A 22,366-nucleotide genomic window follows, 5' to 3' on the forward strand; every position below is an offset into this window, starting at 1 on the left:
GGTCAGAGGCGGATGCCGAGGAGGGCGTCCAGGGTGTCGGCGAAGAGAGCGGGGGCGGCCGGGTCGTCGGCGGTGCCGGCGAGGGCCTGCTCGGCCCAGGCGTCGGCGAGCGCCAGTGCGCCGGGAGTGTCCAGGTCGTCGGCGAGCCGGGCGCGTACGCCGGCCAGGAACTCGGCGCCGGACGGCCCGGACGGCGCGGCGGCGGCCCGCCGCCAGCGGGCCAGTCGCTGCTGCGCCGTGGTGAGCAGGTCGTCGGTCCAGGACCGGTCGGCGCGGTAGTGCCCGGACAGCAGCGCCAGCCGCACCGCCATCGGATCCACCTGGTCGGCCCGCAGCCGGGAGACGAAGACCAGGTTGCCCCGGGACTTCGACATCTTCTCGCCGTCCAGACCGATCATCCCGGCGTGCGTGTAGTGCGTCGCGAACGGCGCCTCGCCGGTGAGCCGCTCGGCGTGCGCGGCGGAACACTCGTGGTGCGGGAAGAGCAGGTCGTTGCCGCCGCCCTGGACGTCGATCCGGTCGCCGAGCAGACCCAGGGCGATCACCGCGCACTCGATGTGCCAGCCCGGGCGGCCCGGGCCCAGCTCGCCGCCCGGCCAGGACGGCTCCCCCTCCCGGGCGCCCCGCCAGAGCAGCGGGTCGAGCGGGTCACGCTTGCCGGCCCGCTCCGGGTCGCCGCCACGCTCCGGGAAGATCTCCAGCATCTGCTCGCGGGACAGGTTCGACTCGTAGCCGAACCGGGGCGCCGCGCTGATGTCGAAGTAGACGTCGCCGGTGCCGTCCTCCAGCCGGTACGCGGCGCCGTCCTTGAGCAGCATCAGGACCTTTTCGGCGATGTCCGGGATCGACTCGATCGCGCCCACGTAGTGCGCCGGCGGGATCATCCGCAGCGCCTCCATGTCCTCCCGGAACAGCGCGGTCTCCCGCATCGCGAGGACCTTCCAGTCCTCCCCGTCGCGGGCCGCCCGCTCCAGCAGCGGGTCGTCGATGTCGGTGACGTTCTGCACGTACTTCACGGTCAGGCCGGCGTCCCGCCAGACACGCTGGACCAGGTCGAACGTGATCATGGTGGCGGCGTGACCGAGGTGGGTGGCGTCGTACGGGGTGATGCCGCAGACGTACATGGTCGCCGTGCCGTCCGGCTCGCTCGGGTAGACCCCCTGCCGTGCCGAGTCGAACAACGCCAGCGGCCCGCCCCTGCCGGGCAGCCGCGGCACCTCATGTCCCGCCCAAGACTCCATGATTGCCAGCCTAACCAGCGGTACGACGGGGCAGGACGAGCACCGGGGTGATCATCACGACAGCGGCTCACATGGGTGGCCAGGGCACCGCCGGCCAGTCCGGGGGCGGCTGCGGGAACCGGCCGGTGTCGCGCAGCCGGTCGATCCGGGCGGCCAGTTCGGCGATTTCGGTGATCGTCAGGTGGTCGGCCAGTTCGGCGCCGAGCGCCCCGGTGACCTGCCCGGCGAGCGCGTCGAGCATCTCCACCGCGTCCGCCGGCAGCTGCCGGCCGGCCCAGCCCCAGAGCACCGTGCGCAGCTTCTCCTCGACGTGGAAGCTCACCCCGTGATCCACGCCGTAGATCCGGTCGTCCGGGCCGACCAGCACGTGGCCGCCCTTGCGGTCGGCATTGTTGATCACCGCGTCGAGCACCACGAGCCGGGCCAGCCGCGGGTCGTCGGCGTGCGCCAGCGCGTACGGGGTGCCGTCGTCGTCGCGGGCGGCGGCGATCGGGAACCAGCGCGGCGGCAGCGCGGCGGCCGGCACGAAGCCGACCAGCGGCTCCGCGTCGGCCGGCTCGTCGATCCAGAGCTGGCACGAACCCGGCCCCAACGGGCCGTCCCGCAGCACCGTCGGCGGCACCAGGTCCCAGCCGGTGGCCCGGGAGACCAGGTACGCGGCCACCTCCCGGTCGGCCAGCGTGCCGTCCGGGAAGTCCCAGAGCGGCCGCTCGCCCCGGACCGGCTTGTAGACGCAGCGGGCGGTCACCCCGTCCAGGGTGAGAATCCCCCGCAGGGTGGTGTTCGAGGCGTCCACCAGCCGACCCTCGAGGTCGAGCGCGCCGTCGCGGAGCAGCCGGAGTGCGGCGTCGCCGTCCTGGCGGGGTTGCAGACCGGACGACGTCACCGGTGGTAACCGTTGTGCCGCGGGCACAGGTGGCCCGCGGGATCCAGCGGCTGACCGCAGAGCGGGCAGGGCGGCCGGCCGGCGTTGACCACCCGCCGGGCCCGTTCGATGAACTGCCGCGTCGCCTCCGGGGTCAGCCGCACCCGGAGCCGGTCGAGGTCGTCGTCGGGCTCGTCGTCGTCGGAGTCCTCGTCGTCGTCGGGCTCGCCCAACTCGACCTCGGCCTCCGCCTCACCGGCGGCGATCGCCTCGATCACCACCGTGGCGGTGTCCACGTCGAAGGCCAGCCCGAGGGTGCCGACCCGGAACTCCTCGTCGACCGGCGTGTCCAGCGGGTCGTTGTCGCCGACGCTGGTGGCCGGCTCGGGCAGCTCGACCCCGAACCGGCGCTGCGCCTCGGAGAGCAGTTCCTCCAGCTTCTCGGCCAGCAACGACACCTGGACCTTCTCCAGCGCGACGCTGACCAGCCGGCCACCGCCGCGCGCCTGGAGGAAGAACGTGCGTTCCCCCGGCGGCCCGACGGTCCCGGCGACGAACCGCTCCGGCGGCTCGAAGGCGTGCACCTGGTGGGTCATACCCACGACCCTATCCGGCCCGCAACGGCAACGCGCACCCCACCGACACCCCGAATCACCCTCGCGCCGGCGCCCCCGCCGTACCGCCGGGTCGGCCCTGATCCGGCCGGGCTCACCGCGATGCCCCCGCTCCCCCACCGACCGCGGCGTCCGAGTCGGTCGCCCGGGCCGCCCGCCGGCGCCGCTTGCGCGGCGGCGGCACCAGACCGGCCAGGTCGCCGCCGGTGTCGTTGAGCCGCAACAGGAACGGGCGCACCGGCGTGTAGCGGATCGCGGTCACCGAGGCCGGGTCCGCCACGATCCGCTGAAACAGGTCGAGATGTACGCCCAGCGCGTCCGCCACGATCGCCTTGATCACGTCGCCGTGGCTGCACGCCAGCCAGACCGCCTCCGGGCCGTGCTCGGCGGTGACCCGGGCGTCCCAGGAGCGCACCGCCGCGACCGCCCGGGCCGCCATCGCCGCCATCGCCTCCCCCTCCGGGAAGACCGCCGCGCTGGGATGCTGCTGCACCACCGGCCAGAGCGGCTCCTTAGCCAGCTTCTTCAGCGGCTGCCCCTCCCACGTGCCGTAGCCGCACTCGATCAGGCCCTCCTCGACGACCGGAGACGCGTCCGGCAGCGCCAGCTCCAGGGTCTGCCGGCAGCGGATCAGGGGGCTGGTCACCACCGTGGCCAGGGGCAACGTGCGCAGCCGCTCGCCGACCGCCGTGGCCTGGGCCCGGCCGGTGTCGTCGAGCTCGACCGGCTGGCGGCCGGCCAGCCCGCCGTCGGCGTTCGCCGTCGTCCGGCCGTGTCGCAGAAGCAGGAGGGTCGCCACGCCACCACCCTAGGGCGTGTCTCCTGGATCTTTGGGGTGTGGTTCGGCTATTCACTTTAGTCGTTAGTGGGCGGTTTGATGAACGAAGTCGAGTACGCGCGGATTGCGCCGTTGCTGCCGGCGATGACACCGCGGCGTGGTGGGCGATGGCGTGATCATCGGCAGGTGATCAACGGGATCGTGTTCCGGGTGCGGACCGGGGCGCCGTGGCGGGACGTTCCGGCACGGTACGGGCCGGGAGAGACGCTGTACAAGCGGTTCACCCGCTGGCAGGACGGGACCTGGGCGCGGATCGAGGCGATGCTGCAGGCCGATGCGGACGCGGCCGGGGACCTGGATGGCACGGCAATGCCGATTACACGATCGTGCATGCCCACCAGCACGCCGCCGGCGCTCGTGAAGGGGGCTGAGCAGCGGTGACTCGGCGCGACGGGAAGGACTCGGCAAGTCGCGCGGCGGGTGGACCACGAAGATCCACATGATCGGTGAGCGGCGGGGCCGGAACCTGACCAGCCACGTGACGCCGGGCCAGGGCTGCGACCCGCCAGCTGGTACGGCTGCTCGATGAATAGCCGATGAGCTGAAAAAACGCCCTTCGGAGTCGTGGACAAACGGCCTCGGAACCCCCTCATGCCCAGCATCGCAGGTCGGCCCGAAGATTCGCCACCGCCGCATGCCCACCGACGTCGAGCCCGGGGCCGAAGACCGCCCGGATTGGACGGTCAGCGAGCTGTACGCTGCGTTTGCCGAGGTGCCGATCGAGGTCGGCGGACGTGACCACGCAGGTGAACCCGGTGGCGAACTCCTCGGCGGGGCCAATCAGCGCCGCGGGCGGAGCGACCCAGTTGATCTCGTCGCGCCGGTGACCACTCGTCAATGTCGAACGGGACGGCGGCGAACAACCACAGGCGCGCGGTGCCGGCCTTTCGAACTCGGCGACGACCTCGGTGATCGGCCGGCCCAGCGAGTACATGACCAGTCCGATCAGGACGTCGGTGCGCGGCCACTGCCCTGCCCCATATCCGGCATGTCCCGCTGGGCGGCCAACCCGGTGCCGAACCGAAAGTCTTCGCGGAGCCCGGCCAACACGACGACGCCGTCATTAACGCCTGCAACCGCGCAGACGTCATCGTCCGGCAACAGCACGCCCCAGGCCCCCCTCGCGAGGGGCCCGGGGCGCTGTTCTGGTATGCCAGCGGCCGGCCTCACTCGGGCACGGCGGCGGCCTGTTGCAGGACTCACCCCGCGTTCAGGATCGGCCGCAGGATCTGCTCATACGCGTCGGAGTAGCTGACCATGCCAAGGTCGCTCGGGTGCGATCCATCGACCATTCCCTCGGCCGTGACGAGGTCGTCGGCCTTGAGATACCACAGGTGTTTGACTCCAGAGGATTGCAGGTTCAGGTAGGCCGCGCGGAGCGCCGCGGCATTTCCGGCGTTGCGATCCCGCCGGAACTGGACGAACTGACCGTCTCCGTACCGGCGGTCCTCGACGAGCAGGATCGGCGTGTCCGGGCGCGCCGCGCGCAGGATGTGCACGAAGGGCTCGGCGCGCTCGGCGATCTGCTGCGGGTTCATGTTCGGGCTGCTGTCGACCACATAGATCGACGCCTCTAGTTCGGTCATCAGCTCGGCGATCTCCGGGTCCATAAGCCCCTGGCCAGAGAACCCGAGGTTGATCGTGGTGATGTCGAAGCGGCGTCCCAGGATGGCGGTGATGGACATACCTGGCCGTGACGCGACGCCACCTTGCATGATCGAGCTGCCGTAGAAAATCGCCGGCTTTGCCGTGCGCGGGGCGACGCCGAGGAACGACGCCTGTACATCAACCCCGATCTGGAGGAACTCCACACCGTTATAGAGGGGAAGGTAGGCAGTGTAGAGCCGCTCCCCAGGGTCGACGCGAGAGCCGAGTTGCTGGTCGACGGTCTGCGCCGCCGGGTGGGTGTTTGCCAGCCATGCATCATGCCCCGCGTCGGTGCGCGCGTACAGGTCGACACCGCTGACCCCGATGGCCGGCATGTGGTACATCGCGATGCTCGACGAGCTGAGCCGGTAGCGAGCACGAAAGACTGTGGAGTCGGAGACGAACCGAGTCGAGAGACCGGCCGCGAACCTGCTACGCGCCCAAACCGGCTCGCGCACGATGGCCTCTGCCCGGGCCGGGAGCCGGTCGTAGTACTTGGCGGTGTCGGACCAGCCTTTTCCCTCTACGCCCCACTGTGCCACGTCGTACCAGGCGACGTTGCCCTCAATCGTTGGTGGCACCTCGACAAACTCGGTGGGCCACTGCGCGGGTGGTTGCGCCTGGGCCTTGGCCGGTGCGGCGACGGCGGCGGGCATCGCAAGAGCTGCCCCGCCGGCACCGGCGAGCCCGAACAGTCGACGACGGCTAACCGTTGGCTGTCTCACAGTTCCTCCTTCGTTACTCGGCGCAGGCGGACGCCTGCTACCGGAGGGACCGCGGGGCCGCGATCCCGCCCTGCGGTGGCTATTCGACGACCGTTATTCGGACGCTGACGGTCTGGGTGTTGACCTTGAGTGCAAGGGTGAGGGTGCCGGGACGCAGCGCCCTCAGGTCACCGGTACTCGGATCGAAGGAGGCCAGGTATCCGGGCGGGGCTCCGCTGGCGGGACCGAGCCGAACTCCCTCCACGCCGGTCCAGACGGCGGCCATCGGATATCGAACCGGGATCGCTCTCCCGCCCTGCATGATCAACGCGTCAAGCCGCGTGACCGAGCCCACCGGGACCGTGTGCGGGGCGTCGACGGTCAAGCTGTCCGCCTGGGGAACAAACTCCGCCCGCAGACCGTCGGGACCGGCGTCTGGCCGCACGCTCCACAGCGACCATCCGGCAAATTCGCCGGATCCGCCGGCGCCGGACACGGCCGCTTTGCCGGGACCGTTGGTGACGTAGGGAATGCCGTCCGCACGTTCAACATGGAACCGGCCGGCAGAAGCGGCGATCAAGCTAGCGGCCTTGCCCGACTGTTCCCTGAACGCGGTAAGCATCTGCTCGATCGTGGCGGCCTCCTTGCGATCGGTCAGTTCCGACAGGTGACCTGGCCCGGGGTCGCGCAGGGGTAGGTTCTGGGCCACGACCACCGACGTCACGCGCTTGTCGGCGCTCGCCGCTGCCAACTGGTCGCGGACCAGCGGTAGCTGCGTCCAGTCGCCGCCGCGGTAGGACTGGCGGGTGGTGTCCAGCAGCAGGAACCGTATGCCGCCGTGGTCAACGACCCGCGGTGTGGCGCCGAACTCGGCCTCGAACGTGGCCAGCGAGCCGTTGAACAGCTCTGCTTCTCCCGGCACGTAGTAGTACACGACGTCCGGCGGCAGCTCCTGTTTCAGAAGCTGGTGGGCGAAGGCGAGATTGGCGGCTGATCCATCGGCGACGAAGCCGCCGTTCACGACCACGAGGGCCGCCTGCCGGTCGCGGATCTCACGCAACGCGCGGCGCGCCCGCTGCGCGGCCGGGCCGTTTGGGTCGTCTCCGCGTACGCCCAGATCGGATAGGACGGCGAACCGCCAGTCCGCCGCGCCAGCGGCGGTGCCATGTGCGACCAGCGGATCCGGGCTGGACGAGGCTGGTACCGCCTCGACCGGTGTCGGCACGACCGCCGTCAGCTCGTCAATCACCAGCCGGCCGGTATAGGTGGCATTGCCGTCGACCTCATTGAAATAGACGCGCCTGAGATGGAGGGGGTACTTGACCCCCTGTGGCACCTCGTAGGTGATTTGCTGCCAGCCGGGTTCGTTGACGGTGCCGGGCTCGAGCGTGAACACCGTGCCGAGGGCGTCGTCGACCTCGATCCGGGCGCGTTGGCCCCAGCCTCCGGAGTTCACCCACAGCTTGAACGCCCATGGTTCCCCCGCGATCTTGAGGCGCCGACCGGGCGACCACACCCCGATCCCGCGGGTGAGATTGCTCTGGGTGAAGTCGAAGTCCAACTGCATCCCCGCACCACTGTGACCGCCCTCGGTAGTCGACATCGACGCGGTGGCGCGCAGCGTGAAGAGCTCCCAGTCATCCGCGTCCTCGAAGTCCTCGACCACAACATCGGCCAGCCCGATACCGACTGGAATAGTGGCCGTGAGTCCGCGCACCGCGGCAGTGATTACAGTGGAGCCTCGGTCCCTCAGGGCGGTGACCTCGAACTGCCCTCGCTCGTTGACGGTCACCTTGATTGCGGAGTCGTCATAGGTCAGCTCGACGTCGTCGGGATCGATCGGGGCCGAGTAACCACGCTCGTCGAACCCGACCACGTCAAACCCCGCAGGTCCACGCTGCTGGGTGACGGCTATCGGTGCTGGCAGGGACGACAGTCGGCGCAGCTCGCCCAGGACCGTCAGTTCCATCGCGCCGGTCGCGTTGCCGAAGCGGGCAGCCACCGTCGTCCTGCCTGGCCCCCGCGCCGAGAACACCCCGTCGTCGCTGACAGTCCCCACCCGCTGGTCCGCGCTGGTCCACGCCACCGGTGCGCCTCCCGGCGTCCCTGTTGGACCGAACGTTTCATCGTACCCGTCGGCTTCCAGACGCCGGTTCAGTCCTGGGAAGACCCGCTCGGGGCGCAGCGGAGCTTGGTAGGCAAATCCGGGCCTACGCTCAGGATCGATTTTCGTGGTGACCCAGTAACCGGCGAGCCGACCGCTGCCTGCCGGCGCGTAGAAGGCCAGTCCGGTGGGCACCGGCCGCAGCTGGCCGTCCGAGGGCCGGTTGACCAGGGCCAGCTCGTCTGCTCCGGGCTCCCGTGCGACGATCGTGGTCGAGCCACCGCCGTCGAGGTTCAGCGCCGTGTGCGCGCCGAGGTCAACCATCTTCCGCGCGAGTTCGCTCAGCCCGATGCCCCGCGAGAATGCTGGCTGCCGGCCATCTACTGTGATCAACCACATTCTTCGGCCGTCTGCGGAGAACCCAACGGCGGTCCTCGGTTCAGGAGTATTGTTACTCGCCGTCTGTGTCTCCGGCTTGCCGTCGACCACGAGCAGCTGCCGGCCGCTCATCGCCGCTTTGATCCGCATGTCGTCCGGTGCCCGGAAGCTGTAGTCGATCCTGACCTGGTCGCCGGGTTCCAGCGCGGCGAGCCGATCGGCGCCTCCTTCGCGGCCGACCAGAACGAAGCCGTTGTCGGGAATCGCGCCCGCACGGGGCTGGTCGGAAACCTCGGTCACCGAGCCGTTGACGACGACCACCTCGGTGTCCCTCGCGGCGGTCTCGGTAGCGCGGCACCGGCAAAACGTACCCCACACCGGAGTGAACACCTGGATCTGGTCACGCAGCAACTCCGCCTTGTTCATGGCGTCGAGGGGGACGGTCTGGCCACCCGGCAGGAACACGGTGCCCTCGAAGACGATCTCGCCGATACGGCCGATGCCGTCCTCGGTGAACATGACCGCATTCTGGCTGGTGGCCGCACGAGTGTTCGGCAACGGCGAGTGGAGTAGCTCGCCGGATTGGATCCCGACACCCCACGGAGCACCAGATCCCGAGATGTCGAAGTAATCGGTGTTGACTGCCGCGACGGCGCCGGCGCGCTCAGCCATCTGGGGTAGCGGCTCCCTGGACGCGACCCGCCCCGGAAAGATCCGGTCGACCCGGGTCCCGGCCGTCATGTCGACGGACAGCACGTTTGACTGCAGCCAGTTTGGCTCTCCGGTGAAGCCATCCGGACCGTACTGGTCCAAGGTGGTCAGAGTGACGCCGGGAGCAACCGGGCGCTCGCTCCGGAACGTTTCCATCCGACCCGAGGTGGTCGTGTCGACCGCAGCTGGGAGCTGGGCTCCGACCGTGACCACCGCTGGCTGGTTGTCGGCGTTGTACGGCTGGGTTGCCAGCACCCCGACCAGCCCTGCCGAGGCGAGCAGGGTGCCGAGTCTGCGGGAGATGGTGTACGGCACGGGCACGACCTCCTTGATCGTGAGTGTCAGAAGTTCCGCTGTCTGGTGGCTGTCGCCAGCATGAATTCCGTCACGGGTGCGAACTGGGCGGGGGCGAGATTGTCCTCGATGCACAGGAGATGGTCGTGGCGACCACGTGCGTGTGCCAGTGGCAACGCGATGTCGTTCACGTCCGCGATCGACAACGTGGGAATGCCCGCCTCGATGGCAGCACCGGCCATGCCGTGGTCGGCGACGACCACGTCGACCCGTTGACCGGTGCTCCTCGTCCGGGCGAGCAGCAGCTCCATGTAGTCGGACAGATGCGTGTGGATGATGGCTTCGTTGACGAACGCGCAGGCCACTCCGGCGATGAACCGGATGCCCGATTCGCCCGCGGCGTGGCTCGGCGTGGCGACGTCGAGGGGGTGATCGTCGAGCGGCCGCAACACCTGGTTTCCGGTCTTCCGCAGCGCTTGGGCCAGTTCGCCGTAGTGCTCGAGCAGCCCTGTAGGGTGCCCGGTGGCGAGCAGTACGGCGGCGCCGCCATGGCGCAGCAGCTTTCCCAGGACCGAGGCGTGAGCGCGGATGCCGTTGACCGCGTGGTCCGGTGAGATGTAACCCTCGTCCGGGTTTCCTTCGACCAGGTCGTCGCCGGTCGTGGCTCTGACTGCGGCGACCGCATTGTCGAACGTCGCCGTGCGCCAGTCACTCATGCCGAACGTGTACGCCGGATCGCCGCTGAGCGTCCGGCGCAGGTACGCTAACGATTGTCGACGGGTCGTGCGGACTGGTCCAGCCAGCCGTCGCTCGACAAGCAGGTCACGCAGCGCTCGCTCGGTCATGCCGTTGCGCCCGGTCATCGCGTGCTGGCCCCCGCGGCGGTCCGGCCCTGTTCCGCCGGCGGTTGGTGCCGGTCCTGGTCCCCGCTGGGGAACGCCCGAGCATCGTCAGGCCCGAAGATCAGCTTGACCGGCTGGCCGGACCGCCAACCACCCGACGCGGAATGCACGATCAGTTGGTGCTCGCCGACCTCGACGATCGTCCGCACGACCGCGCCGAGGAACTGTTCGTCGCGGACCACGCCGGGCAGCGCCTGGCGCCCTGGGACGGACGCGCCCGGCGGCGATATCGTGATGCTCTCCGGACGCAGGGAGACGTCCACGGCACCCGGCCCGGTAATCGGGCCCGGTGCCACCCCAGGTGTCACCAAGAAGGCCGTGTCCGCGGTCGCCACCTGCCACCCGTCCTCGGTCTCGGTCACCAGCTTGGCGGTCAGCCAGTTCGTGACACCAACGAAGTCGGCCACATACCTGGTGCGCGGCAGGCGATAGAGCTCGCGGCCGGTGCCGAGTTGCTCAAGCGAGCCGTCCTTCATCACCGCGATCCGGTCCCCCAATGCGAGCGCCTCCTCCTGGTCGTGGGTTACGTAGACCACCGTGGTGCCGGTCTCTCGCTGGATGGTTCGCAGCTGCGTCCGCAGGTGAACGCGGGTCTTCGCGTCGAGATTGGAGAGCGGTTCGTCCATAAGCAGGACCGACGGCCGGACGGCCATTGCCCGCGCGACGGCTACCCGCTGTTGCTGGCCGCCCGACAGCTCTCCCGGCCGCCGGTCAGCCAGCCCGTCAAGGCCAACCATGTCGAGGACCTCCGATACCCGCGGCGCGCGCTGCGGCTTTGGCAGCCGGTGGGCCTTCAGACCGAACTCGACGTTCTCGGCGACGGTGAGATGAGGGAAGATTGCGTAGTCCTGGAAGACCATCGCGGTCGGCCGGGCGTCCGCACCGTACCCGGTGACGTCGGCGCCATCGATAAGAACGCGCCCGCTGTCCGGGCGGACGAAGCCGGCGATCATCCGCAGCGTCGTGCTCTTGCCGCAGCCGCTCGAGCCGAGCAGGCACAGGAACTCGCCCGGCTCGATCTCCAGGTTGAGGTCACGGACCGCGTGCACGTCAGCGAAGGACTTGTTGAGTGCGTCGAGCTTGATCATCGAGCGTCTCCTTGGGGCATTCGGTCGGCCGTGCGGATCAGCGGCGCGCTACAGGTCGTACATGCGCAGCCGCGATCCGAAGATCATCTTTGCCACGGCGAGGCCGACAAGGCTCACCAGCATCAGCCCGGCCGCCACCCCTGTGGCGGCGCCCCACCGACCGAACTCCGCCAGGTTGACGATGGTCGGGGCGCCGAGCTCGATCCCGGGTGAGATGAGGAAGACCACCGCGCTCAGGGTGTTGATGGCGTGCAGGAAGCCGAACACGATCGAGGCGGTGAAGGCTCCGCCCAGCAGCGGAAACATGATCCGTCCGAGCACCCGCAGCCGGGAGGCGCCGAGATCTGTGGCGGCCTCGTCGATGGACGGGCTGATCTGGCCGATCGTGGTGATGGCCGTCCGGTAGCCGACCGGAATCGCCCGGACGACCATGACCAGAACGAGGATGGCCGCCGTGCCGGTCAACGCCAAGGGCGGCTTGTTGAAGGTGACCAACCAGGAGATGCCGATCATCGTGCCCGGGATCGCCGCTGGGAGTACCGCCAGCGCATCCATCGCGCTACGGCCCACCACCCTGGTCCGGTTAACCACATACGCAGCAACCAGCGTGCTCACCGTCGTGATGCAGGCTGCCAGCGCGGCAAAGAGTGCGGAGTTACGGATGTCGTCGGCACGGACCACGGCCGCGTCCCAGTGGGCGAACGTAAGGCTCCAGTCGGCTCCCCACGCCCTGGTGAACGAGCCGATCAGGATGCTGCCGTACACGAGAAGCATGAGCAGGCTGACCGCCCCGAGTATCGCCACCAGGGCGGCCCGGACACCGATGGGCAGCGGCATCGCCGGCAAGGTGCCCGTCTTTCCGGAGACCGTGACGGTCAAGCGCCGACGCAACATGCGCCGTTGGATGCCGAACAGGATCAGAGTCGGGACGAAGAGCACGACACACAGCGCGGCTGCCATCCCGAAGTCCTGTCGGCCCACCGCCTGCACGTACGCCTCGACCGACAGCACGCGGTACCCACCGCCGATCAGCAGCGGGTTGCCGAAGTCGGTGATGACGAACATCGCGACGATGAGCAAGGCGTTGAGAATCGAGGGAACCGACAGCGGCAGCGTGACGCGGTAAAAGGTCTGCGCCCAGGACCAGCCGAGATCCCGACTCGCCCACTCAAGGGTGGACCCGATGTTTTTCAGCGTCGGGAGCAGGGTGAGCGTCGCCAGCGGGAAGAATGCCAGCGACTGCACCATCCAGAGCCCGGTCACCCCCAGCAGACTGACATCCTGGCCGAGCAGTTCATGCGTGATGAGCCCGCGCCGGCCGAACAGCAGCAGCACCGACAGGCCGACGACGAACGGTGGCGAGATCAACGGCAAGATGGCCATCACCCGGAACAGGCCCCGGCCTGGAACGTCGCGCCGACTGAGCGCATAGGCGAAGAGAAACCCGAGGAACGTCGCGGTCACCGTGGACACCACGCCGATCAGTGCCGTGTTGCCGGCCGCCCTGAGGAACCGGCTCTGCTCGAACAGCTGTCGCCAGTCGGCCGCGTCGGGCATGAGGAGGACGTACAGCGTCGGCAGCAGCACGAGGACGCCGAGCAGGATGGCAACATAGAGTGCCATTACACCGACGGTGACGCGGTCGGACACCTTTCGCCGGAAGCTGCGGTGCGTCCACTGTGGCGTTTTGCGGGCAGAGTCGGCAGAGGCGGCGATGCCCGTCGCGCTCATAGCTTGTACCGGTCGGCGTACTCGGTCGACACCTTCTTGCGCATCTCACCGGCGCGGACTGGGTCGTAGTCGACGAGTTCGAGGTCGCCGAGGCTCTTGGCGCCCTCGGGCAGCGTCACGTCGGTGCGGACCGGATACGAGTGGACCAGGTCGACGATCATCTGGGACGCCTCCTTGCCCTGCAGCCATTCGATGAACCGCTGCCCGCCTTCTGGGTTGGGCGCGCCCTCGACCAGGGCGTTGCCGGAGATGACCAGGCCAGTCGGCTTCGGGTACACCAGCTCGACGGGGAAGCCTGCGTCGCTGACGTTGAGCAGGTCGTGCGCGAACGACACACCCGCGACGTACTCACCGGTCGCCACCAGCTGCGACGGCGCTCCGCCACTGTCGGTGTACTGCCCCACCAGCGCGTTGAACCCGTCCAGGTAGCGCCACGCGGCGGCCTCGTCGCCACCGAAACGGAAGATCTGCGTCGCGACGAACGTGTAACCGGTCCCGGACAGGGTCGGGTTGGGCATGACGAGCTTGCCCTTGAGCTCCGGGATCAGCAGGTCATCCCACGTCTGCGGAAGCGCCCGCCCGCCTGCCTCCTTCTCCCATCGCTCGGCGTTGACGCCCAGCATGATGAGGATCATCTCGTTGGCGTGCCAGTAGCCGTCCGGGTCGACGAACCGGCCGTCCAGTCCGGCGGCGGCTGTGGACTTGAAAGACTTGATCAGTCGTTCCTTGGCCAGCGGACCGGCATCCCCGCTCGCCAAGCCGAGAACGTCGGCGGCCGGATCGCCTGACTCGGCCTTGATCCTGCTGAGCAGTTCGCCGGCACTTTGCCGCAACACCTTGACGTCGACGCCCGACTCTTTCTCGTACGCCTCGGCCAACCGCCGGGCCGCGTCCTCCGGCATAGGGGTGTACCAGGTCACCGCTTTGCCCGGCTCCCCGCTGTCGCCGTCCGCTCCGCAGGCCGACAAGCCTGAAGCGACAAGCAGAGCTGCCGCGAGGACGGCCAGAGTGCTGCGGGACAGTCTGTTACGCATGATGGACCGCCTTCCCCGGGTGTCGCTCACCCCGCGATCTGGCCTGATCGGCGGGTTGCGTGCCGAGCAACGTCCCGGCCGCCATGCATGCAGACGCTACTCGCCGAAAGGTAGATGTCAATACCTCTTGTTGGACCACTTCCGGTCTCGCGCTAGTCGGCGCGGGAAGCAGCGCGCGGCGAGTGGTCACTCAAGTGGTCTGGTGCGCCTGAGCCCCCGTGGATCGCCCATGTCCTCCTCGGGCGTGGCGGCGAGGTCGAGTTCGGCCGTGATCAAATAACGGTCGCCACGGAAGACAGTCTGGGTGAACTCCACGACCGTCCCGTCCCCGGTGCGAGTGGTGGTCCGAAACAGGAACGCGGGCGAGTACGGCGGCACCTTCAACACCGCGGTCTCCTCCGGACTGGTCACCGTCGGTTGGACAGTCTGGGTGCCGGCCGAGACCTTCAGCCCGTACCGCTCCTCGAGCACCCGATACAGCGACCATCGCTCGAGTTCGTTGACCGGAAGGTCCGGCACAAGAGCGGCAGGCAGGTAGGTGGTGGCGATCGCCATCGGCTCACCGTCGGCCAGTCGCAACCTGCGCACGATGACTATCCGGTCGGAGGGTGCTATCTCCAGCCGCCAGCTGAGCCGGGCGCCGGCATCGGTCTGATCGACGCCGATGACCCGGCTGACCGGCGTCAGGCCACGCCGGATCAGGTCGACGGAAAACGACGAGGCGGTCGGCGACTGGGTGATGGTGGGCCGGGTTACGTAGGTCCCGCTGCCGTGCCGCCGAGTGAGCAGGCCTTTCTGGACCAGATCGTCAACCGCCCGGCGCACGGTCAGCCGGGACACGTCGCACTCCTCGACCAGGACCCGTTCCGGAGGAATGGGATCGCCGACGTTGAGGCTCTCCAACATGATCATGATCCGCTCACGGACCATGTCGTGCTTACGCACCCGGTCGTTCACCTCGTCCACTCCACTTCCCGGCTGGAGGCTGGCCTAACGACACAACTCTACGTCGGCGGGGGGGAATTGGTCTTAACATCTGGTCCCTTCGGCGCGGGGAGCCGTCCCCATACAGGACCACCACGGAACGTCGCGTACGCCCGGTCCCAGACTCGACGGGCGCGGCTGGTTCGAATGAACGCTGGCGCATGCGTGCCTGAGCCCGCTGTCGGCGTGATCAAGGTGGCGTCCCTTTCGATCACCACCCACCCAGAAAGAAGGTTGCCCGCCACGGCAAGCCACGGATGCCGGTCGGTCGACCGGCGAGCAGATCCCAGACCCGGGCCCGGACCCTCGCCCGCGCCTTGGCGACACGACGCGGCCCGGCCTCGTCCAGCTCCGCTACGGGGTGGCGCGTAGCCAGATGAGGATGTCGGCGATCTGCACAGTGGCGCGGTAGCGGCAGGCGAGATTGTCGTAGCTGGTGGCCACGGCACCGTGGGCGGGCGGCCACCGCGTGATCCTTTCCGGGCCAGGTTGGCCTTCTGGTCGTCCTTCTCGGGGATGCCGTGCGGGATGCGCCGGGCCCGTAACGCCCGGCGGTTACCGCGCGAGCTGTACGCCTTGTCCGCCACCAGGGAGCCCAGCCGGTTGCGTGGACCGCCGATCCCGCGAGGGCGGGTCACGGCCACGTCGTCGAGCAGCCGTACCAGCTGGCGGGCCGCAGCCCTGGCCCGGCGTCACGTGGCTGGTCAGGTTCCGGCCCTGCCGCTCACCGATCATGTGGATCTTCGTGGTCCACCCGCCCGCTTCGGCGCAGGCCACGTGCGACGGCCCCCGGCACCGGTGGTGTCGGGGGCCGTCGCCGATACGCCTCAGGTGGCGCTGATGGTGCCGGTCATCAGCAGGGCGAGGACCAGGGTGCCCAGCGCGACCCGGTAGAGCACGAAGAGGTACAGGGTGTGGTGGGCGACGTAGCGCAGCAGCCAGGCGATGGCCGCGTACCCGATGGCGAACGCGATGACCGTGGCGACGATCATCTGGGCGACCGACGGCGCCGACGTGCCGGGTGCGGCCGGTTCGAAGACGTCACCGATGCTGAAGATCCCGGACATCACCACTGCTGGGATGGCCAGCAGGAACGAGTACCGGGCGGCCGTCTCGCGGGTCAGGTTGAGCAGCAGCCCGGCGGTGAGCGTGCCGCCGGAGCGGGACACCCCGGGGATCAGCGCCATCGCCTGGGCGAAGCCCATCACCACGCCGTCGCTCATCCGGAAGTTCTGCAGGGTGCGGGTCTGCCGGCCCCAGTACTCGGCGAACGCGAGGACGAACGCGAAGACGATCAGCGTGGTGGCGACCAGCCAGAGGTTGCGGCCGGCGGTACGGATCTGGTCCTTGAACAGGAAGCCGAACAGCCCGATCGGGATCGAGCCGACGATCACGTACCAGCCCATCCGGTAGTCGAGGCTGGAGCGGACCGACTTGTCAGTGATCCCGACCAGCCACGTCCGGGTGATCCGCCAGATGTCCTTGGCGAAGTAGATCAGCACCGCCGCCTCGGTGCCCAGCTGGGTCACCGCGGTGAACGACGCCCCGGCGTCCCGGTCGAAGAAGATCGCGGAGGTGATCCGCAGGTGCCCGGACGAGCTGACCGGAAGGAACTCCGTCAATCCCTGGACGATGCCCAGGACGATGGCTTCGACCCAGGTCACTCGCCGACTCCGGCGAGGTCGAACGCCTCTGCGACGGTACGCAGGGTCTGTACCCCGCTGTCCCGGTCGGCGGCGAACAGGCTCACCGACAGGGTGGTGACGCCGGCGGCTGCGTACTCCCGCATCCGCTCGGCGATGCGCTCCTTCGGTCCGAGCAGCGAGGTGCGGTCGATGAACTCCATCGGCACCGCGGCGGCCGCGTCGCGCTGCCGCTTGGCGAGGTAGAGGTCCTGCACCTCGCGGGCGGCGTCGCCGTACCCCATCCGGGTGGCCAGCTGGTTGTAGAAGTTCTGCTGCCGGCTGCCCATCCCGCCCACGTAGAGCGCGGCATACCAGCGGACCAGCTCGGCGCAGGTGGCGATGTCGTCGCCGACGACCACCGGTACGGACGGGACCACGTCGAAGCCGGCCAGTTCCTTGCCGACCTTCGCCCGCCCGGCGCGGACGGACGCCAGCTGCTCCTCGGCGAACTCGGGCGAGTAGAAGACGGCCAGCCAGCCGTCCGCGATCTCCCCGGCCAGTTCCAGGTTCTTCGGGCCGACCGCGGCCAGGTAGATCGGAATGTGCTCGCGCGGCGGGTGGAAGCCGAGCCGGAGGGCCTTGCCGGGGCCGTCGGGCAGCGGCAGCGTGTAGAACTCGCCGTCGTAGGCGACCTCCTTGCGCGCCACGGCCAGCTTCACGATGTCGACGTACTCGCGGGTGCGGGCCAGCGGCTTGGCGAACCGTACGCCGTGCCAGCCCTCGGAGACCTGCGGGCCGGACACGCCCAGGCCGAGCCGGAACCGGCCGCCGGAGAGGGCGTCGATGGTCGCCGCGGTCATCGCGGTCATCGCCGGGGTACGGGCGGGGATCTGCATCACCGCGGCACCCACGTCGATCCGCTCGGTCTGGCCGGCCATCCAGGCGAGCATGCTCGGCGAGTCGGAGCCGTAGGCCTCCGCCGCCCACACCACCGAGTAGCCGAGCCGGTCCGCCTCCTGGGCCAGGGCCAGGTGGTCGGCCGGCGTGCTCCACGCCGTCTGGTATCCGAGGCTGAGCCCGAGTCGCACTGGTCCTCCCCCATCCGCACCACAGGTCGCACCAGGTTACGCAATGCCGGACGCGGGGCCGATCACCGGCTCACCGGAATTGCCGCGACCTCGGCGTCCGGCCGGTCGGCGGGTCGGGCGGATGGCGGGGTCCGGCCGGCCGGGGGGCCAGCCGGCACCGGGCCGAGCGGACACCGGCCCGGGGCGGCAGACTTGACGGCCAAGCGAGGATATCCGTCCGGGCCCGGTTCGAAATAAGGTTCACCCATGCAACAGCGACCGCTCGGCCGAAGCGGGCTGGCGGTTTCGCGGCTCGCTCTCGGCACCATGACCTGGGGCCGGGACACCGACGCCGACGATGCGGCCGCCCAGCTGAAGAGTTACCTCGACGCGGGCGGCAACCTGGTCGACACCGCCGACGTCTACGGCGACGGCGACGCCGAGTCGGTGATCGGTTCGCTGCTGGGCACCCTGGTCCCCCGCGACGAGCTGTTGATCGCCACCAAGGCGGGGTTGCGGCCGGGCAGCGGCCGCCGGCGCGACGGCTCGCGCGGGCACCTGCTGCGTACGCTCGACGCCTCGCTGCGCCGGCTCGGCACCGACCACGTCGACCTGTTCCAGGTGCACGGCTACGACCCGGACACCCCGCTGGAGGAGACCCTGTCGGCGTTGGACCACGCGGTGGCCAGCGGCCGGGTCCGCTACGTCGGGGTGTCGAACTTCTCCGGCTGGCAGACCGCCCGCGCCGCCACCTGGCAGGCCGCCTGGCCGGGGCGGGCCCCGGTGGTGGCGGCGCAGGTGGAGTACTCGCTGCTGGAGCGGGGCGTGGAGCGGGAGGTGCTGCCGGCCTGCGAGGCGCTCGGGCTGGGCGTGCTGCCCTGGTCGCCGCTGGGCCGCGGGGTGCTGACCGGCAAGTACCGGCACGGCCGGCCGGCGGATTCCCGGGCGGCGTCGCCGCACTTCGAGCGGTTCGTCGCCACCTACCTGGAGCCGCGCTGCTCCAGCATCGTGGAGGCGGTGGCCACCGCGGCGGGCGGGCTCGGGGTGTCGCCGCTGGAGGTGGCGCTGGCCTGGATCCGCGACCGCCCCGGGGTGGTGGCCCCGATCCTCGGCGCCCGGACGGTGGGGCAGCTGCTGGGCGCGCTGCAGGTGGAACGGATGACGTTGCCGGAGGAGATCACCACCGCGCTGGACGACGTGTCCTCGGTGCCGGTCGGCTACCCGGAGCGGGACGGCTGACCGGCCCCGCCCCGTGCGGTCAGCCGGACGGGCGCTGGCCGGGGATCTCCCGGACCGCGGCGAGGAACCGGTTCTGGTCGTCCCGGGTCGCCGGGTTGACGATCCGGATCCACGACCCGTCGTCGAACACGATGGTCGACGGGAAGTGCATCAGCCGTGCACCGCCGTGGTCGCAGTCGATCCGGGCGATCCGGCTGCGCTGCACGCTCCACAGCAGCCGGGGCTGGCGCTTGTCCGGCCGGCCCTCGTCCGGGCGGCGGCCCATCCGCAGCAGGTGCAGGTGGGTGTCGGTCACCGCGAGCGGGGTGCCGGTGTAACGCTCCAGGAACAGCAGCAGGCTGCCGGCGAGGGTGGCGAGGTCGCCGCTGAAGACGTACCGCCGCCGGTAGGCGATCTCGGCGAGCTGGTCGGCCAGCGGCCGGTACCGGCTGAGCCGGAACAGCGCCCGGAACGCCTCCTGCTCCTCGGTCAGCGGCAGCGGTTCCCGGGCCGGCGCCTGCTGCGGCGGCCCGGCCGGCGGCTCCTCCTCGCCGGGCACGCCCGCCGCGAGCACGGCGGCCTTGCCGGGGAGCAGGAGCACGCCCGCGGCCAGCCGCACCGGGGTCATCACCGCGTCCACCCAGACCACCGGGTTGACGATGTTGAGCAGCCCGAACAGCGCCCGGGGGTCGAGCGCCTCGGCCATCTCGTCGCCGACCCGGTCGACGAGCTGGCTGCCGGCGCGGTGCCCCTCGGGCGCCCGCACCGGGGCCAGCCCGACGTAGCGCAGCTCCTGCCCGGACACCAGCGGCGCGACCAGGGCGCGCTCCGGTTCGTCGCTGGTACGGAACTCGTCGCGCAGCTCGCGGGCCTTGTCCCGGGCCGCCCGGGCGCCGCCGAGCACCGCCTCGGTGAGCCGCCCGAGCCGGCCCCGCCCACCACCGCTCACGCCGCCACCCCGGTTCCTGACCGCATGGCCCGCAGGTCCGGCGCACTCCACGCGCTCACGGCGTACCTCCTCGATCGACCGTCACCGGCCCGCCGGCTGCTGACCGAAGACATTCTGGTCGACCCAGTCGGCGCCGTCCTGCACCGCCTGGTCGACCTTGTCCTGGACCAGGTCGGCGCCGGGCACCGAGAGGCCGGTGGTGACCGCGACGGTGCCCCAGGTGACGCCGTGCACGATCGTGTTCGGCACGTTCCACGGCAGGTTGGTGGCCCAGTCGCGGGCGATCGTCTGGGCGCCGTTGGTGATGCCCTCGTTGCGCAGCACCTTCATCCGCTCAAAGGAGCTCATGTCGAACGGCGACCCGGACTTGCCCAGCTTGTAGTGGCCCTTGGCCGGATCCATCACCTTGTGGTACCACTTGTCCGCCTTCCCGGCGGCGCTCCGCTTGTCGGCGTACTTCTGGCCGGTACGCAGCCACTTCTGCTTGTCGACCAGCTTGTCCAGGTGGCTGCGCAGCTTGCGCAGGTAGTAGAGCACCCGCTGGAGCAGCTTGATCACCTTCTGCAGGTGCGCGGCCAGCGGCCGGATCACCTTGAGCATCCGGGTCAGCACGATCATGCCGCGGGTGACCGTGATCGCCATTCCGGCCGCCCAGGACGCCCCGGCGGTGAACGGCGCCATCAGCAGCGCGGTGACCAGCGTGACCAGCATCCAGTTCACGAACTCGACGCAGAGGTCGACCAGCACGTCGTGCACGGTCTGCAGGCCGTCGGCGACGCCGCGCAGGTATTCGGCGGTGGCGGCGAACTGCTCGCCGAGGTCGAGCAGTTGCTGCTCCACCTCGGCCATCCGGCGGCCGTACGCCTCACCGGACGGCGACCGCCACCCGGCCTGGGCGGCCTCGCGGGCGCCGCGGTGGCCCTGGGCCAGCTCGCGCACCTGCGCGGCCAGCGCGTCCCACTCGGTGGCCTTGGCGCGCAGCGCCGCCGGCTCGCCGTCGACCAGGTCGACGAGCTGGATCAGCGGCCAGGCCAGGGTGCGGCAGACGCTGTCCACCGCCTCGTGCACGCCGGAGAGCGCGTTGTCGATGCCGTTCCACAACTGGACGGCGCTGCCGGCCGGCCCGCTCATCGCGGCATCCCGGCCTGGATGGCCTTGAACCCGGCGTCGATGTCCTGCTCGTTGCGCTCGTACGCCTCGGCCGTGCCGGCCAGCGCGGTGGCCACCCGCTCGAACGCGTCGTGCGCCGACCGGAACAGCTCCATCCCGCCCTCGACCTGCTCGGCGTACTTGTCGCGGAGCATGTCGCTGGCGAACGGCAGGTGACCGAAGGCGTCCGACGGTATGTCGCCGGCCGAGGCGATCCGGCTCTCCAGGGCGGCCAGCGAGCTGGCGACCTGCTTCGCGGCGGTCTCCAGTCGACGTACCGCGTGCACGTCGACTTCGATGTCTGGTGGCATCGCCGTTCCTCCCCCGTAGCGTTCGGCCCACCGACGATACGATCAGCCCGCCGCCGGGCACCACCCCGGTGCCACCGTCCACGGGGGAGGAATCTCATGGCTGACCCGCTGTCCGCGTTCGACGCGCTCGCCGGGCGGATCGCCGACATCGAACGCCGCTTCGCCGGCCTGCGGGACGACCTGTCCGAGCTCTCCGGCACGGCCACCGACGATAGCGGCCTGGTCACCGCCACCGTCGACGCCACCGGCGCGCTCACCGACCTGAGCTTCGCGCCGACCGCGTTGCGCGCCGGCACCGACGGGCTCGCGGAGATGGTGCTGGAGGCGTACGGGCGGGCCAAGGCCGCCGCGGCGGAGCGGTTCGAGGAGCGCACCGAGGGCCTGGACGCGAAGCTCGGCGCCGGGCTGACCGACCTGTTCGGCACGCCGGGCGACTTCTCCGCGCTGGGCCGGCTGGAGGAGGCCGTCGGCCGGCTGGGACGACTGGACGGGCGGCTGCCCGGCTCGCCGGCATGACCTCGCCGAGCTGGCCGGAGATCGTCGACCGGCTGCGGGACACGCTCGCCCGCTGTGACCGGGACACCGACCTGGAGCTGGCCGCCGGCCCGCGCCGGCTGCACCTGCTGGTGCGCCAGGAGACGGTCCGGCTGCACTGCCCGGGCTACGACGAGGCACGCCTGGCCGCGCTCGGCTGGCAGCGTCCGCCCGACGGCAACGGCGGGTGGTGGTACGAGACGCCGCGTACCCCGGAGCGGCTCGACTGGCTCGGCCTGTTCGTGGCGCGGACCGCTGCCGAGGTGCTCACCGCCGATCCGGGCGCGCTCTCCTGCCGGGCCCTGCCGCCGACCCCGGTTCCCGTTCCCGCCGCCCGGCGGCCGGCCACCATGGCCCGCCCGGTCGTGGGGTACGGGC

General features: G+C 70.2%; 21 protein-coding genes. 4 read left to right on the plus strand and 17 right to left on the minus strand.

Translation table 11 applies throughout. From position 1 onward, the window contains the following. Positions 1 to 2: 2 nt before the first annotated feature. From mshC to DLJ47_RS05995, 4 genes are all read right to left on the minus strand, one after another. Positions 3 to 1,241 carry a cysteine--1-D-myo-inosityl 2-amino-2-deoxy-alpha-D-glucopyranoside ligase gene (gene mshC, locus DLJ47_RS05980; RefSeq protein WP_109899076.1) on the minus strand — a complete coding sequence of 413 codons (1,239 nt, stop codon included), beginning with the start codon at positions 1,239 to 1,241 and terminating at the stop codon, positions 3 to 5. A gap of 67 nt (positions 1,242 to 1,308) precedes the next feature. After that, on the minus strand, positions 1,309 to 2,127 hold the full coding sequence (locus tag DLJ47_RS05985) for an SCO1664 family protein (RefSeq protein ID WP_109899077.1): 819 nt from the start codon (positions 2,125 to 2,127) through the stop codon (positions 1,309 to 1,311). Continuing rightward, positions 2,124 to 2,702, minus strand: coding sequence for a DUF3090 domain-containing protein (locus tag DLJ47_RS05990; protein WP_109899078.1), 579 nt, complete (start codon positions 2,700 to 2,702; stop codon positions 2,124 to 2,126). The genes DLJ47_RS05985 and DLJ47_RS05990 overlap by 4 nt, the downstream gene beginning before the upstream one ends. A gap of 112 nt (positions 2,703 to 2,814) precedes the next feature. After that, complete coding sequence (locus tag DLJ47_RS05995) at positions 2,815 to 3,519, minus strand: MSMEG_4193 family putative phosphomutase (RefSeq protein ID WP_109899079.1); 705 nt, start codon at positions 3,517 to 3,519, stop codon at positions 2,815 to 2,817. A 78-nt stretch (positions 3,520 to 3,597) separates the two neighbouring features. On the opposite strand from DLJ47_RS05995, the gene DLJ47_RS06000 reads away from it, so the two are divergent. Continuing rightward, entirely contained in the window at positions 3,598 to 3,939 is a 342-nt protein-coding gene (locus DLJ47_RS06000) for a transposase (protein WP_109899080.1), read from the plus strand. A gap of 208 nt (positions 3,940 to 4,147) precedes the next feature. Here DLJ47_RS06000 and DLJ47_RS06005 read toward each other — a convergent pair whose 3' ends face one another. The 10 genes from DLJ47_RS06005 to DLJ47_RS06050 form a co-directional block, all read right to left on the minus strand. After that, the gene (locus tag DLJ47_RS06005) at positions 4,148 to 4,492 is read right to left on the minus strand and encodes a hypothetical protein (protein ID WP_109899081.1); all 345 of its coding nucleotides are present in this window, start codon (positions 4,490 to 4,492) and stop codon (positions 4,148 to 4,150) included. A gap of 265 nt (positions 4,493 to 4,757) precedes the next feature. Continuing rightward, complete coding sequence (locus DLJ47_RS06010) at positions 4,758 to 5,930, minus strand: SGNH/GDSL hydrolase family protein (protein ID WP_146228034.1); 1,173 nt, start codon at positions 5,928 to 5,930, stop codon at positions 4,758 to 4,760. A 79-nt stretch (positions 5,931 to 6,009) separates the two neighbouring features. Then, the gene (locus DLJ47_RS06015) at positions 6,010 to 9,417 is read right to left on the minus strand and encodes a phosphodiester glycosidase family protein (RefSeq protein ID WP_109899083.1); all 3,408 of its coding nucleotides are present in this window, start codon (positions 9,415 to 9,417) and stop codon (positions 6,010 to 6,012) included. Positions 9,418 to 9,443: 26 nt separating this feature from the next. Then, positions 9,444 to 10,259 (minus strand): phosphatase, encoded by an 816-nt coding sequence (locus tag DLJ47_RS06020; RefSeq protein ID WP_109899084.1) that lies wholly within the window; start codon positions 10,257 to 10,259, stop codon positions 9,444 to 9,446. After that, positions 10,256 to 11,386: an ABC transporter ATP-binding protein gene (locus tag DLJ47_RS06025; RefSeq protein WP_109899085.1), complete on the minus strand. Its 1,131-nt coding sequence runs from the start codon at positions 11,384 to 11,386 to the stop codon at positions 10,256 to 10,258. Before DLJ47_RS06025 ends, DLJ47_RS06020 begins: the two co-directional genes overlap by 4 nt. Positions 11,387 to 11,434: 48 nt before the next feature. Continuing rightward, a complete protein-coding gene (locus DLJ47_RS06030) occupies positions 11,435 to 13,009 on the minus strand; it encodes an ABC transporter permease (RefSeq protein WP_158289783.1) in 1,575 nt (524 codons plus the stop codon). Positions 13,010 to 13,113: 104 nt separating this feature from the next. Next, positions 13,114 to 14,181: an ABC transporter substrate-binding protein gene (locus DLJ47_RS06035; protein WP_146228035.1), complete on the minus strand. Its 1,068-nt coding sequence runs from the start codon at positions 14,179 to 14,181 to the stop codon at positions 13,114 to 13,116. Between the two features lie 156 nt (positions 14,182 to 14,337). After that, a complete protein-coding gene (locus DLJ47_RS06040; protein WP_109899088.1) occupies positions 14,338 to 15,117 on the minus strand; it encodes a GntR family transcriptional regulator in 780 nt (259 codons plus the stop codon). 845 nt (positions 15,118 to 15,962) lie between these two features. Continuing rightward, positions 15,963 to 16,799 carry an undecaprenyl-diphosphate phosphatase gene (locus DLJ47_RS06045; protein ID WP_109899089.1) on the minus strand — a complete coding sequence of 279 codons (837 nt, stop codon included), beginning with the start codon at positions 16,797 to 16,799 and terminating at the stop codon, positions 15,963 to 15,965. Next, entirely contained in the window at positions 16,796 to 17,848 is a 1,053-nt protein-coding gene (locus DLJ47_RS06050) for an LLM class F420-dependent oxidoreductase (RefSeq protein ID WP_088993722.1), read from the minus strand. Before DLJ47_RS06050 ends, DLJ47_RS06045 begins: the two co-directional genes overlap by 4 nt. Before the next feature lie 246 nt (positions 17,849 to 18,094). On the opposite strand from DLJ47_RS06050, the gene DLJ47_RS06055 reads away from it, so the two are divergent. Beyond that, on the plus strand, positions 18,095 to 19,066 hold the full coding sequence (locus DLJ47_RS06055; RefSeq protein ID WP_088993721.1) for an aldo/keto reductase: 972 nt from the start codon (positions 18,095 to 18,097) through the stop codon (positions 19,064 to 19,066). Positions 19,067 to 19,085: 19 nt separating this feature from the next. Here DLJ47_RS06055 and DLJ47_RS06060 read toward each other — a convergent pair whose 3' ends face one another. The 3 genes from DLJ47_RS06060 to DLJ47_RS06070 form a co-directional block, all read right to left on the minus strand. After that, positions 19,086 to 19,994: a hypothetical protein gene (locus tag DLJ47_RS06060; protein WP_109899090.1), complete on the minus strand. Its 909-nt coding sequence runs from the start codon at positions 19,992 to 19,994 to the stop codon at positions 19,086 to 19,088. Between the two features lie 81 nt (positions 19,995 to 20,075). Then, positions 20,076 to 21,125 carry a WXG100 family type VII secretion target gene (locus DLJ47_RS06065; RefSeq protein WP_109899091.1) on the minus strand — a complete coding sequence of 350 codons (1,050 nt, stop codon included), beginning with the start codon at positions 21,123 to 21,125 and terminating at the stop codon, positions 20,076 to 20,078. Then, a complete protein-coding gene (locus tag DLJ47_RS06070) occupies positions 21,122 to 21,454 on the minus strand; it encodes a hypothetical protein (protein ID WP_109899092.1) in 333 nt (110 codons plus the stop codon). Before DLJ47_RS06070 ends, DLJ47_RS06065 begins: the two co-directional genes overlap by 4 nt. Before the next feature lie 96 nt (positions 21,455 to 21,550). Between DLJ47_RS06070 and DLJ47_RS06075 the strand changes: the two genes are divergently transcribed. Together DLJ47_RS06075 and DLJ47_RS06080 are read left to right on the plus strand one after the other, a co-directional pair. Next, entirely contained in the window at positions 21,551 to 21,970 is a 420-nt protein-coding gene (locus tag DLJ47_RS06075; RefSeq protein WP_109899093.1) for a YbaB/EbfC family nucleoid-associated protein, read from the plus strand. After that, on the plus strand, positions 21,967 to 22,366 hold a 400-nt coding region (locus DLJ47_RS06080; protein WP_146228036.1), incomplete at its 3' end, for a TY-Chap domain-containing protein. The genes DLJ47_RS06075 and DLJ47_RS06080, both read left to right, overlap by 4 nt.

It is taken from the genome of Micromonospora sp. S4605, assembly GCF_003176715.1.
Taxonomy (GTDB): Bacteria; Actinomycetota; Actinomycetes; order Mycobacteriales; family Micromonosporaceae; genus Micromonospora; species Micromonospora echinaurantiaca.